The sequence below is a fragment of the Streptomyces sp. NPDC005374 genome (assembly GCF_042872225.1).
Taxonomy (GTDB): domain Bacteria; phylum Actinomycetota; class Actinomycetes; order Streptomycetales; family Streptomycetaceae; genus Streptomyces.
The window spans coordinates 152,139-164,126 of sequence record NZ_JBIAKA010000023.1 but is presented as its reverse complement, the minus strand read 5'-3'; the positions used below and the strand labels follow the sequence as shown (position 1 = coordinate 164,126).

The 11,988-nt window shown below is 70.3% G+C and carries 9 protein-coding genes and 1 rRNA gene; 5 read left to right on the top strand and 5 right to left on the bottom strand.

What is annotated here, in order from left to right:
- A 5S ribosomal RNA gene (gene rrf, locus ACFYRX_RS41680) occupies positions 1-86 on the top strand; the annotation flags it as partial.
- Positions 87-247: 161 nt separating this feature from the next.
- On the opposite strand, the gene ACFYRX_RS41675 is transcribed toward rrf, so the two are convergent.
- The 5 genes from ACFYRX_RS41675 to ACFYRX_RS41655 are packed head-to-tail and all read right to left on the bottom strand — an operon-like array spanning position 248 to position 5,825.
- Positions 248-1,558 carry a DUF58 domain-containing protein gene (locus ACFYRX_RS41675; protein WP_389111947.1) on the bottom strand — a complete coding sequence of 437 codons (1,311 nt, stop codon included), beginning with the start codon at positions 1,556-1,558 and terminating at the stop codon, positions 248-250.
- A complete protein-coding gene (locus ACFYRX_RS41670) occupies positions 1,558-2,547 on the bottom strand; it encodes an AAA family ATPase (protein WP_389111966.1) in 990 nt (329 codons plus the stop codon). The genes ACFYRX_RS41675 and ACFYRX_RS41670 overlap by 1 nt, the downstream gene beginning before the upstream one ends.
- The gene (locus tag ACFYRX_RS41665; RefSeq protein WP_389111945.1) at positions 2,547-3,749 is read right to left on the bottom strand and encodes a DUF4350 domain-containing protein; all 1,203 of its coding nucleotides are present in this window, start codon (positions 3,747-3,749) and stop codon (positions 2,547-2,549) included. Before ACFYRX_RS41665 ends, ACFYRX_RS41670 begins: the two co-directional genes overlap by 1 nt.
- Positions 3,746-4,465, bottom strand: coding sequence for a DUF4129 domain-containing protein (locus tag ACFYRX_RS41660; protein ID WP_389111964.1), 720 nt, complete (start codon positions 4,463-4,465; stop codon positions 3,746-3,748). The genes ACFYRX_RS41665 and ACFYRX_RS41660 overlap by 4 nt, the downstream gene beginning before the upstream one ends.
- 31 nt (positions 4,466-4,496) lie before the next feature.
- Positions 4,497-5,825, bottom strand: coding sequence for a hypothetical protein (locus ACFYRX_RS41655; protein WP_389111944.1), 1,329 nt, complete (start codon positions 5,823-5,825; stop codon positions 4,497-4,499).
- Positions 5,826-5,965: 140 nt separating this feature from the next.
- On the opposite strand from ACFYRX_RS41655, the gene mtnA reads away from it, so the two are divergent.
- The 4 genes from mtnA to ACFYRX_RS41635 all read left to right on the top strand — a co-directional run bounded on the left by mtnA (position 5,966) and on the right by ACFYRX_RS41635 (position 11,830).
- A complete protein-coding gene (gene mtnA, locus ACFYRX_RS41650) occupies positions 5,966-7,114 on the top strand; it encodes an S-methyl-5-thioribose-1-phosphate isomerase (RefSeq protein WP_389111942.1) in 1,149 nt (382 codons plus the stop codon).
- A gap of 124 nt (positions 7,115-7,238) precedes the next feature.
- The gene (gene mtrA / locus ACFYRX_RS41645; protein WP_389111941.1) at positions 7,239-7,928 is read left to right on the top strand and encodes a two-component system response regulator MtrA; all 690 of its coding nucleotides are present in this window, start codon (positions 7,239-7,241) and stop codon (positions 7,926-7,928) included.
- A 1-nt stretch (position 7,929) separates the two neighbouring features.
- Positions 7,930-10,002: an MtrAB system histidine kinase MtrB gene (gene mtrB, locus ACFYRX_RS41640; RefSeq protein WP_389111939.1), complete on the top strand. Its 2,073-nt coding sequence runs from the start codon at positions 7,930-7,932 to the stop codon at positions 10,000-10,002.
- Positions 9,992-11,830, top strand: coding sequence for an LpqB family beta-propeller domain-containing protein (locus ACFYRX_RS41635; RefSeq protein WP_389111938.1), 1,839 nt, complete (start codon positions 9,992-9,994; stop codon positions 11,828-11,830). Before mtrB ends, ACFYRX_RS41635 begins: the two co-directional genes overlap by 11 nt.
- The last annotated feature ends 158 nt before the right edge of the window (positions 11,831-11,988 follow it).

Below are 11,988 nucleotides of genomic sequence, written 5' to 3'. Positions count from 1 at the left end.
GTTACATTCCGAACCCGGAAGCTAAGCCTTACAGCGCCGATGGTACTGCAGGGGGGACCCTGTGGGAGAGTAGGACACCGCCGAACAATTTTTGAACGGAAAGGCCCACACCTTATGGTGTGGGCCTTTCTGCATTTCCGATTCGTTTTTCTCAAGTGCCAATGGAATGGCTCGTTGGAAGCCGCAGGGCAGCTGGGGCAGGCCACGCAAGTCGCGGACGACGTAGCCGCCACCAGTTGAAAGCCACCTACAGACGTCCCGCTGCTTTCAGCGCCAGATAGGCATCGGCCAGCGCGGGAGCCAGATCGTCCGGTGTTGCGTCGACGACCGTTACGCCGTGCCGACGGAGTTGCTCTGCGGTGCGCTGACGTTCTGTCCGGGCCTGGGCGGCGGCTGCGGCTTCGTAGACGGCGTCGGCGCTGCCACGGGCTGTGGCCATGCGGGCGATGTTCGGGTCCGCCACTGAAGCCAGAAGCACCGTATGCCGCTGGGTGAGTTGAGGGAGAACGGGCAGCAGGCCCTCCTCGACCGGCGCGGCGTCGAGGCTGGTGAGCAGCACGATCAGGGAGCGGCGAGGGGCCGTACGGAGAGCTGTGGCCGTGAGGCCCCTGGCGTTTGTTTCCACGAGTCTGGGCTCGAGCGGGGCCAGCGCGTTGACCAGGGACGGGAGGAGATCTTTGGCTGTTCGGCCCTGTACCAGCGCGCGTACCCCACGGTCGTATGCGAGCAGGTCCACGCGGTCGCCGGCGCGGGATGCGAGGGCTGCCAGGAGCAGGGCCGCGTCCATGGAGGCGTCGAGGCGGGGGGCGTCGTCGACGCGGCCTGCTGAGGTGCGGCCGGTGTCGAGGACCAGGAGGATGTGGCGGTCACGTTCGGGGCGCCAGGTGCGTATGGCGACGGTGGTCTGGCGGGCTGTGGCTCGCCAGTCGATGGAACGGGTGTCGTCTCCTGGGACATATTCGCGCAGGCTGTCGAACTCCGTGCCTTCGCCGCGGGTGAGGACGCTGGTGCGGCCGTCGAGTTCGCGTAGGCGGGCGAGCTTCGAGGGGAGGTGCTTGCGGCTGGTGAAGGGAGGGAGGACGCGGACCGTCCAGGGGACCCGGTGGGTGCCCTGACGGGAGAAGAGTCGCAGGGGGCCGTAGGAACGAATCGTCACTCGGTCGGCCTGGCGGTCGCCGCGGCGGGTGGGGCGTAGACGAGTGGTGAGGCGTCGGCGTTCGCCGGCGGGGACGGTCAGGTGGTGGCGGGAGGCCTCTACCTCTGTGCCCGGTTGCCAGCTGCTGGGGGGCCAGGCGTCGCGGATGTGGGCGCGGAGCGGGCGGCCGGACGGGTTGGTGACCGTGAGGGTGACATCTGCCGTCTCGCCGAGGCGGGCGGAGGTGTCACCGGAGCGGGTCAGGCCGAGCCGTCGTACTGGTGCCGCCAAGGCGAAATCGCAGGCGCAGGCCAGGGCCAAGGGGGCGTTGACCGCGAGGATGCCCGTCCAGCTGGGTTCCCAGATGCCGACGGGGAGGGAACCCAGGGCTGCGAGGAGTGCGGCGCGGCCGGTGAGGGCCATCAGCGGGGGACCGGGACGTGGGCGAGGATCGCATTGATGACGGAGTCGGCCGTCACACCCTCCATCTCGGCCTCGGGACGGAGCTGTACGCGGTGGCGGAGGGCGGGGAGGGCCAGTGCCTTCACGTCGTCGGGGATGACGTAGTCGCGGCCGGTCAGCCATGCCCACGCGCGCGAGGTGGCCAGGAGGGCCGTGGCGCCGCGTGGGGAGACGCCGAGGGTGAGGGACGGGGACTCGCGGGTGGCGCGGCAGATGTCGACGACGTAGGCGGTGATCTCGGGGGAGACCGTTGTCTTGGCGACCGCGGCGCGGGCGGCTTCGAGATCGGCCGGCCCTGCCACGGGGCGTAGGCCGGCTGCGCGCAGGTCGCGGGGGTTGAAGCCCTCGGCGTGGCGGGTGAGGACGTCGATCTCGTCCTGGCGGGAGGGGAGCGGGATTGTCAGCTTGAGGAGGAAACGGTCCAGCTGGGCTTCGGGGAGGGGGTAGGTGCCCTCGTACTCGACCGGGTTCTGGGTCGCTGCGACCAGGAACGGGTCGGGGAGGAGGCGCGGGGTGCCGTCGACCGTCACCTGTCGTTCCTCCATGGCTTCCAGGAGGGACGACTGGGTCTTGGGCGGGGTGCGGTTGATCTCGTCGGCCAGGAGGAGGTTGGTGAAGACCGGGCCGGGCTGGAAGGAGAACTCGGCGGAGCGGGTGTCGTAGACCAGGGAGCCCGTCACATCGCTCGGCATGAGGTCGGGGGTGAACTGGACGCGCTTGGTGTCGAGTTCGAGTGCGGATGCGAGCGCCCGGACGAGCAACGTTTTGGCGACCCCAGGGACTCCTTCTAGTAGAACGTGTCCGCGGCAGAGGAGGGCGACGACGAGACCGGTCACGGCGGGGTCCTGGCCGACCACGGCTTTGGCGATTTCGGTGCGCAGGGCTTCCAGGGAGTCCCGGGCCGTGCCCGGATCCCTGGTGGTCCCGGCGTTGTCAGTGGTCGGGTCCATCATGAACGGCGTACCTCTCTTTCGAGGGCGTCGAGTTGGTCGGCGAGGGAGATGAGGGCCGCGTCGTTACTGGGCGGCGGGCCGAAGAGGAGGGAGTGCAGGGACTGTCCGTGTGTGTCGCTCAGGGGATGGCCGGACAGAGCGGGAAGCAGTGCTTCGGGCGCGTGCGCCTGGGTGACGGGGACGCCTACGAGGGGGGCGAGGCGGGTGCGAGTGGTGGAGCGAAGAGCGGCGGCCGCGCGATCGCGGGCGTTGGTCTTGCGGTAGAGGCGGGCGCGGCCTTCGACGGTTTCGGAGGCGCGGATCGCCACGGGGAGTTTCTCGGGAACGAGCGGACCGAGTCGGCGTGCCCTCCAGAGGGCGGCGAGTGCTGCCGCGACGAACAGCTGGAGTGTGCCCCAGAGCCAGCCCGAGGGGAGTAGATCGAGGAAGCCCTTCTCGTCGTCCGGGCCGGCGGCGGAGGAGTCGGAGAGCGAGGGGAGGTACCAGACCAGATGGGGGCGGGAGCCGAGGAGTTGGAGGGCGAGCGAGGCGTTGCCCTGCTTGTCGAGGGTGTCGTTGTAGAGGATGTCGGGTGCGCCGAGCACGACGGTGTCGCCGTCTCCGGAGGCCGCCGGGACGCGCACCAGGGTGGGCAGGCGCTCGCTGCGGTAGCACTCGTCGTTGCCCGGGTGGGTGACGGTGTAGCGGATACCGCCGGTGTCGGCTCTGCCCGCGCGCTGGGCGGCCGACAGGGAACAGTCGGGGGAGAGCGTCGAGTCGAGGCTTGTGGCGGGGTCGGCGACGACGCCGGGCGCCAGGCGCTCGACGGACCAGCTGCCGGGGGCGACGAGGACGGTGCGGCCTTTGGAGTCGGCGGTCGCGGAGTGCAGTTGGCTCTGCTGGCGGTGCGTCAGGAGATCGGGTACGGCGATCAGGAGTGTGGTGTCCGGGCCGGCTGCGGTGCGTGCCTCGGCCAGGGTGGTGACCACGCGGGTGTGGACGCCCCGGTCGGCGAGGAGTTCGACGACGGCGCGGCTGCCGTAGGGGTCGGCGGAGCGCGGGTCGAGGCTGCCGTGGCGTTCGGTGGATCGGATCGCCGCGATCGCCACGGCCGCGACGAGGAGGAGTACGAGAGCGAGCACGACGCCTCGCGCGCGGGCCCATATCTGGCGGGGGGTGCGGGAGACCGAGGTGGACGAGAGCGTGGCCTCGGTGGTCATTCGGCGGCTCCCTGGCGGGTGTTGCGGTCCGCGCTGTGGCTGCTGCTCAGGGTGGTCGCGAGCACCGGTTTGGTGCGCTCCAGGTCGTGGTCGAGTTCGGCTATGCGGACGTACGCCCGCTCGGTCGCGGCCCGGCCGCCGTACGTGACGTCGTCGAAGTCCCTGGCCGCCGAGCGCAGTCCGTCGGTGTGGGAGGGCAGGGTCCGGCCAGCTTCCGCGGCGGCCTCGTCCGCAGTGCGGCCGGGGCGGACGTCCAGGAGGGTGCGTTCCTCCAGGGAGCGGACGATGGCGCGCATGCGTTCCTGGACTGCCTGGTTCCAGTGGCCCTGGGCGGCGTGTGCCTCGGCGGACGCGCGGTGGTCGGCGGCGCTGCGGGGCCGGTCGTCGAACAGGGCGGCGGAGGAGGCCGGCCCCCGGCGCGGGGCGCCCAGGCGCCACCACAGAGCACCGGCGACCAGGAGGACCGCGGCGATGACGACGACCAGGCCGAGTGGGCCTCCCGGTGTCGCGGACGAGGCGGAACTGAACAGCTTGTCCACCCAGTCCCAGATGGCGTTCAGAGCGCGCTGGAACCAGCTTGGGTCGTTCTCGTGGTACATGCGCTTGGACAGCTCGCGGTGGGCCGCCTCCCGCGCGGGGTCGCGCGGAAGGCTCAGCGGTGGTTCGTCGGTCGACCGTGCCGGCGACAGCACGGATGTGTCGCCGACGCGCAGCATGGTGAGCACTCCCCCCGGCAGGTTCACCGCATCAGCTCCCGGGAGTGGGGCCGGTGCCGTTGTCCTGGGCGCCGGCAGCGCGGACCAGCTCGAGGTCGAGAGCCTCGCGACGGATGCGCTGGTCGATGTAGAGGAGCACGGTCACGCCCGCAGTGATCGGGAAGGTGACCATGGAACCGATCACGGAGCCGATGCCGCTCACGATGAGGAACGTCCAGCCGAGGTCGCCGGTGCCGTTGACGAAGCCGGAGACCCCCTCACCGCTCAAAGCCGCAGCGAGAAAGGTGAAGGGGACGACCACGATCGCCGCGACGATGTTCGCGATGATCCCGGCCAGCAGCTGAATGCCGAAGACCCGCCACCAGGAACCGCGGACCAGCTTGGTGGAGCGGCTCATCGACTTCACGATGCTCTGCTTCTCCAGCATCAGAGCGGGCGAGGCCAGCGAGAAGCGGATCATCAGCCACAGGGCGACGACGCCGGCGCCGAGGATGCCAAGGACGGCGAGCGCGATGCCGCCGCCGTTCGAGCCCGCGACGGCCACCAGGATGCCGGGCAGTGCTCCTACGGCGAGCACACCGAAAGTGATGAGGAGCAGCAGGAAGATCAGGCCGAACAGCCTGGGTACCTGCGGGCGCGCGTCACGCCAGGCCTCGCCCGTGGTGACCGGCCTGCCGAGAACGGCCCGACTGGTGACAGCGGTGAGCAGCGCGGTTGCGGCGATCGTGCCGATCAGAGAGATCAGGAAGACGACGCTGGTGCCGAGCATGGCCTCGCCCATGGCGTGAGTCATCTCGTCGAAGGTGGCGCTGGGGTCGTTGAGAGCCTCGCTCCCGGCGCTGTCGTTCAGGACGAACCCCTGGAGCAGGATGACGAGGACCTCGGTCACGACCGCGACGGTCAGCGAGATGCCCAGGACCGTGCGCCAGTAGGTGCGCATGGTCGAGACCGCGCCGTCGAGGATCTCGCCCACACCGAGCGGGCGCAGGGGGATCACACCGGGCTTGGCCGCCGGCGGAGGACCGCCCCAGCCGCCGTACCCCGGGTGACCGCCCCAGCCTGGGGGAGGGCTGTAGCCTCCGGGCGGGCCTGCAGGAGGCTGGGAACCCCAGCCCGGGCCGGGCGGTGGGGGTGGAGCGGTCTGGCCGGGAGCGGCGGAACCTGTCGGAGCGGACCACTGACCGGGTGGGGGCTGCTCCTGCGACCACTTCGAGCCGGTGTCCTGCGGGGCGTCCTCAGGCTGCTGTGCGGGGTTCGCGGCGCCGGGTCCTTCGGAGGGCTCGGCTGGACCGGATGTGCCGGGCGCGTGCCCTTCGGACGGGGCGGATCCGGGCGAGGCCCAGCCCGGAGTGTCGTTCATCGTCGCTCCTTCACGGTGCCCGTCCGCGGACGCGGCGGCAGGTTGGCAGCCATCGTGCCATGGGGTGGTCGGCGAAGGACCAGCCGCGGTATGGGCTGCGCACCTTCAATACTCCGCCGGACAAGGGGCAGACTGACGGCATGGCTGATCAGTACGTGCAATCCGGCGAGGACAGCAAGCCCACCGAGATACCGGCGATCCGTTGGGAGGAGCCACCCGAAGGTCCAGTCGTGGTGCTTCTCGACCAGACGAGGCTGCCGGCCGAAGAGGTCGAACTCGTCTGTACGGATGCGTCCGCGCTGGTGGAGGCGATCCGTTCGCTCGCCGTGCGTGGAGCACCGTTGCTCGGCATCGCGGGGGCGTACGGGGTCGCGCTCGCCGCCGCGCGCGGGTTCGACGTGGACGAAGCGGCGGCCGTGCTGGCGGGCGCGCGCCCGACCGCGGTGAACCTTGCCGTCGGAGTGCGCAGAGCCGAGGCCGCGTACCGGGCCGAGCTCGGCAAGGGCGGCGACCAGCAGCAGGCGGCCGGGGCGGCGCTGGCGGCGGCGCGCAGGCTGCACCAGGAGGACGCCGCGGCCAGCACCGCGATGGCCGAACGCGGGCTGGCGCTGCTGGACGAGTTGATGTCGGGTGGTGGGCACCGGATCCTGACGCACTGCAACACCGGTTCGCTGGTGTCGGGCGGCGAGGGGACGGCCTTCGCGGTGGCGCTCGCGGCCCATCGGGCGGGGCGGCTGCGGCGGCTGTGGGTGGACGAGACACGCCCCCTGCTCCAGGGAGCCCGGCTGACGGCGTACGAGGCGGCACGCAGTGGGATGGCGTACACCTTGCTGACCGACAACGCGGCGGGCTCGTTGTTCGCGGCCGGGGAGGTGGACGCGGTCCTCATCGGCGCCGACCGGATCGCGGCGGATGGCTCGGTGGCGAACAAGGTGGGGAGTTATCCCCTCGCGGTCCTTGCCCGGTATCACCATGTGCCCTTCATCGTGGTGGCCCCCCTGACCACGGTGGATCCGGACACACCGGACGGGGCGTCGATCGAGGTGGAGCAGCGGCCCGGGCACGAGGTGACCGAGATCGCGGCGCCTCAGGTACCGGTGGCGGGGGTCGAGGCGGGCGGCGGGATTCCGGTGGCGCCGCTGGGGACTCAGGCGTACAACCCGGCCTTCGATGTGACGCCGCCCGAGCTGGTGACGGCGATCGTCACGGAGGCGGGCGTGGTGTCGCCGGTGACGGCCGGGGCCCTTGCTGAGCTGTGTGCCAGGTCCCGGGAGATGACGATCAGCTGATCCAGGAACGGCGACGACGCGGTCCGCCGAGGCACGAACCGCAGACAGTGGCGACCCCATACGACTATCGTCACAGGTCAGTGACCTCTCTCACCAGCGGCCCGGTCACTGTTACGAGAATGGGATGATGTCGTTTATGAAGGGACGAGTCCTTGTCGTCGACGACGACACCGCACTTGCCGAGATGTTGGGCATCGTGCTGCGTGGTGAAGGTTTTGAGCCGTATTTCGTAGCCGACGGTGACAAGGCGCTGGCCGCGTTCCGCGAGGCCAAGCCGGATCTTGTGCTGCTGGATCTGATGCTGCCCGGACGGGACGGTATCGAGGTGTGCCGCCTGATCAGGGCGGAGTCCGGGGTGCCGATCGTGATGCTGACGGCCAAGAGCGACACAGTCGATGTCGTGGTGGGGCTGGAGTCCGGTGCCGACGACTACATCGTGAAGCCGTTCAAGCCGAAGGAGCTAGTGGCCCGGATCCGGGCGCGGCTTCGGAGGTCGGAGGAGCCGACGCCCGAGCAGCTCGCCATAGGCGATCTGGTCATCGACGTGGCCGGGCACTCCGTGAAGCGGGAAGGACAGTCGATCGCGCTGACGCCTCTGGAGTTCGATCTGCTGGTCGCGCTCGCGCGCAAACCGTGGCAGGTGTTCACGCGTGAGGTGCTGCTCGAGCAGGTGTGGGGTTACCGGCACGCCGCTGACACCCGGCTCGTCAATGTGCATGTGCAGCGGCTGCGCTCCAAGGTCGAGAAGGACCCGGAGCGGCCGGAGATCGTGGTGACCGTTCGTGGTGTGGGTTACAAGGCAGGGCCCAGCTGACATGTCCGGAGACAGTGCCGCTTCGTCGCCCGGGCGGACCGGGGCGAGCGCGGGGCGGCCTGTCGGGCAGATCGGGGCCGGCTCCCGCTGGGGGCGGTTCCTCGAGGGCGGGCTGCTTCAGGGCGGAGTCCAGGGCAGTCCGGTTCTGAGGCTGTTCATGCGCTGGGTGCGCCGGCCGCTGCTGCCCGTGATGCGGCTGTGGCGGCGCAACATCCAGCTCAAGGTCGTTGCCACGACCTTGTTGATGTCGCTCGGTGTGGTTCTCCTGCTGGGCTTCGTCGTCATCGGGCAGGTGCGCAACGGCTTGCTCGACGCGAAGGTCAAGGCGTCGCAGAGCCAGGCCTCCGGTGGGTTCGCGGTGGCCAAGCAGAAGGCGGACGAGGCCGGGGCCGGGACGGACGACGCGGCGGCCCCGGCCGACGGCCAGTCCGACCAGTTCGTCATCGAGTGGATGAGCAACCTCGTCTACTCCCTCTCCAGCGGCGGTCAGGGCGCCTTCGACGTGGTCACCCTGCCCGTGGGCGGCGACAGCGGGAGTGGGCGCGGTCCGCGTGCCTCCGGCGACGTCGATCCGACGTCCAGCGTCCCCGAGGCACTGCGCGAGAAGGTCGACGACAATACGACGGCCGCCCAGAGCTACACCCGGATCGCCTACGACACCGACCAGGAGTCCCAGCCGGCCCTGGTCATCGGCAAGCAGGTCAACGACCCCAACGGCGACCCTTACCAGCTGTACTACCTCTTCCCTCTCACCCAGGAGGAGAAGTCGCTCAGCCTGGTCAAGGGCACCCTGGCGACCGCCGGCCTCTTCGTCGTCGTACTCCTCGGAGCCATCGCCTGGCTCGTGGTGCGTCAGATCGTCACCCCGGTGCGGATGGCGGCCGGGATCGCCGAACGGTTGTCCGCCGGCAGGCTTCAGGAGCGGATGAAGGTCACCGGTGAGGACGACATCGCGCGGCTCGGTGAGGCCTTCAACAAGATGGCGCAGAACCTTCAGCTGAAGATCCAGCAGCTGGAGGATCTGTCGCGGATGCAGCGGCGGTTCGTGTCGGATGTCTCGCACGAGCTGCGGACGCCGTTGACGACCGTACGGATGGCTGCGGACGTCATCCATGACGCGCGCGCGGACTTCGATCCGATGACCGCGCGGTCGGCCGAACTGCTCGCCGACCAGCTGGACCGGTTCGAGACGCTGCTCGCGGACCTGCTGGAGATCAGCCGGTTCGACGCGGGCGCGGCGGCGCTGGAGGCGGAGCCGATAGACCTCAGGGAGGTCGTACGGCGAGTGGTCGGCGGGGCCGCGCCGTTGGCCGAGCGCAAGGGCACGACGGTCCGGATCGTGGGCGACCAGCAGCCCGTGGTCGCCGAGGCCGATGCCCGGCGGGTGGAGCGGGTGCTGCGCAATCTCGTCGTGAACGCCGTCGAGCACGGTGAAGGCAGGGATGTGGTGGTCAAACTGGCCTCGGCGGGCGGGGCGGTCGCGATCGCGGTGCGTGACTACGGCGTCGGACTCAAGCCGGGCGAGGCCACGCGCGTGTTCAGCCGCTTCTGGCGGGCCGACCCGGCACGCGCGCGTACCACCGGCGGTACGGGTCTGGGGCTGTCCATCGCACTGGAGGACGCGCGGCTGCACGGTGGCTGGCTGCAGGCGTGGGGGGAGCCGGGCGGCGGTTCGCAGTTCCGGCTGACGCTGCCCAGGACGGCCGACGAGCCGCTGCGGGGCTCGCCGATACCGCTGGAGCCCAAGGACTCGCGCCGTCACCGCGGACTTGACGATGCCGGACTGCCGCGCGGCGGCGGCGACAAGGCGGCCACCGTAGCGGCCCAGCCGGCCGGCGACCAGGGGATCTCGCGGGACCCGATAGCGCCCCGGTCGGGCACTGTGACGCCCACCGCCGATCCGACGGCGTTGCCCGGCAACGGCGCGCGCGTGGTGTCCCGGCCGACGTCGAACGGGCGACGTCAGGACGGTACGTCCGCCGCGGACGGAGCCGGTGCCGAGACCGCGAGCGGCCCGGGCGCCGGGTCGGAGGAGTCGTACGAGCAGCAGGGGGAGATATTCCGTGGACGCTGACCGGGAGGGGAGCGGCCGGCGCAGGCCGAGGCGTGCGGTGGCGTACGCCGCCTGTGGCGTCGTACTGCTGGCGGGATGTGCCTCCATGCCGGACAGCGGGGATCTGCGTGGCGTCGACGCCACCCCGCGGCAGGACATCCAGGTGCGGGTCTTCGCGATGCCTCCGCAGGAGGACGCCGAGCCCCTGGACATCGTGCAGGGCTTTCTGGAGGCGCTGACCAGCGACGATCCGAACTACGAGACGGCCCGCAGGTACCTGACCGGGAACGCGACGAAGCTGTGGCAGCCGGGGCTGTCCACCACGGTGCTCGACGACGGACCCGGTGCCTCCCCCACGCCGTCGGGCGACCGGGAGAGGAAGGAGGACACGTCGTTCACGCTGACCGGCACCAGGGTGGCCGTGGTGGACGAGCAGCAGTCGTACGCGCCTGCCTCAGGTAGCTACCAGGAGACCGTGCACCTCGTGCACGACAAGAAGACCAAGCAGTGGCGGATCGACAGGCTTCCGCAGGGTGTCGTCATGGGGAAGTCGGACTTCCAGCGCAACTACGTGTCCGTCAACAAGTACTACTTCGCCTCCAACACCAAGGCGGCGACGACTCCCCAGACCGTGGCGGTCGCCGATCCCGTGTATGTGCGCGAGCGCGTCGACCCCATGACACAGGTGGTGCGGTCCCTGCTGAGCGGGCCGACACACTGGCTCGACCCTGCGGTCAGGACGCGCTTTCCCACCGGTACGGCCCTGAAGAAGGGCGTCTCCTCGCTGACGCCCGACGATCGGAACATTCTGACGGTGCCGCTCAATGACAAGGCCAGGAACGTCAGTCCGGACCGGTGTGAAGCAATGGCGACCCAGCTGCTGTTCACCCTGCACAACCTCACCCCTGCCGTGGACACGGTCGAACTGCAGGTCCGTGGCAAGCAGTTGTGCTCCGCCGACGAGAGCGATGCCGACGGCGTCGCCACGCGCGGTTCGGTCGAGCAACCCCAGTTCCTGTACTTCGTGGACGGAGAGCATCGGCTGGTCCGGATACCGGCCGCACCGAAGGGCAGCAGTGCCAAGGCCGAGCCGGTGCCCGGAGTGCTCGGCGAGGGCGCCAGGGACCTGAGGTCGGTGGCCGTCTCGCGGGACGAGCACCTGGCGGCCGGGGTCGGCCTCGACGGCAAGGCGCTGTACGTCGGGTCGATGGTGTCCGGAGGATCGCTCAGGGAGCCGATGCTGGTCAGCACCGGTAAGACGGACACCGACCGGCTCACCACGCCCAGTTGGGACGCGGAGGGCGATCTGTGGGTGGCCGACCGGAACCCGGCGGCTCCGCGGCTGCTGCTGTTCGACGAGGGTGTCGGTGAGCCGCTGAAGGTGGAGACTCCCGGGCTCGACGGGCGCATCAAGGACCTGCGGGTGGCCGCCGACGGGGTGCGGATCGCGCTCGTCGTGGAGAAGGGCGGCAAGCAGTCGCTCTTCGTCGGGCGGATCGAGCGGGAGGCGAAGACCGGCGACGCGCAGCGTGTCTCGGTCCGGGAACTGCGCTCCACGACGCCGGATCTGGAGGAGGTCACGACCATGTCCTGGGCCGGCGACAGCAGGCTCGTGGTGGTCGGACGCGAGCGGGGCGGCGTTCAGCAGACGCGGTACGTCCAGGTCGACGGCTCCACGCCCGAGGGGCCGCCTCCGGCCGCGCTGACCGGCGTGAAGGAGATTGCCGCGTCCGAGGACGACGAGATGCCGTTGGTGGCGTACTCGGAGGACGGGATCGTACGGCTGCCGTCCGGGGAGCAGTGGCAGAAGGTGGACGCGAAGGGGACCGCACCGGTGTATCCGGGGTGAGGTGAGAGAACCGTGCTGTGGGAGCGGCTGCTTTCCCCGGGGTGAGGCTTTGGTGGGAGTGGCCGCTTTTTTCTGGGCGGGTCGGGGGTATCGCTGCTGGGCGGGCCGGCCGGAATCGTGGGGTTGGATGGTTCGGTTTCGCCGGGGGCGGGGCGGGT

What these genes read in the sequence shown, in the direction of transcription:
- ACFYRX_RS41675 (WP_389111947.1), bottom strand. Translation starts at nt 1,558, where the DNA reads ATGGCCCTCACCGGCCGCGCCGCACTCCTCGCAGCCCTGGGTTCCCTC.
- ACFYRX_RS41670 (WP_389111966.1), bottom strand. Translation starts at nt 2,547, where the DNA reads ATGGACCCGACCACTGACAACGCCGGGACCACCAGGGATCCGGGCACG.
- ACFYRX_RS41665 (WP_389111945.1), bottom strand. Translation starts at nt 3,749, where the DNA reads ATGACCACCGAGGCCACGCTCTCGTCCACCTCGGTCTCCCGCACCCCC.
- ACFYRX_RS41660 (WP_389111964.1), bottom strand. Translation starts at nt 4,465, where the DNA reads ATGCTGCGCGTCGGCGACACATCCGTGCTGTCGCCGGCACGGTCGACC.
- ACFYRX_RS41655 (WP_389111944.1), bottom strand. Translation starts at nt 5,825, where the DNA reads ATGAACGACACTCCGGGCTGGGCCTCGCCCGGATCCGCCCCGTCCGAA.
- mtnA (WP_389111942.1), top strand. Translation starts at nt 5,966, where the DNA reads ATGGCTGATCAGTACGTGCAATCCGGCGAGGACAGCAAGCCCACCGAG.
- mtrA (WP_389111941.1), top strand. Translation starts at nt 7,239, where the DNA reads ATGATGTCGTTTATGAAGGGACGAGTCCTTGTCGTCGACGACGACACC.
- mtrB (WP_389111939.1), top strand. Translation starts at nt 7,930, where the DNA reads ATGTCCGGAGACAGTGCCGCTTCGTCGCCCGGGCGGACCGGGGCGAGC.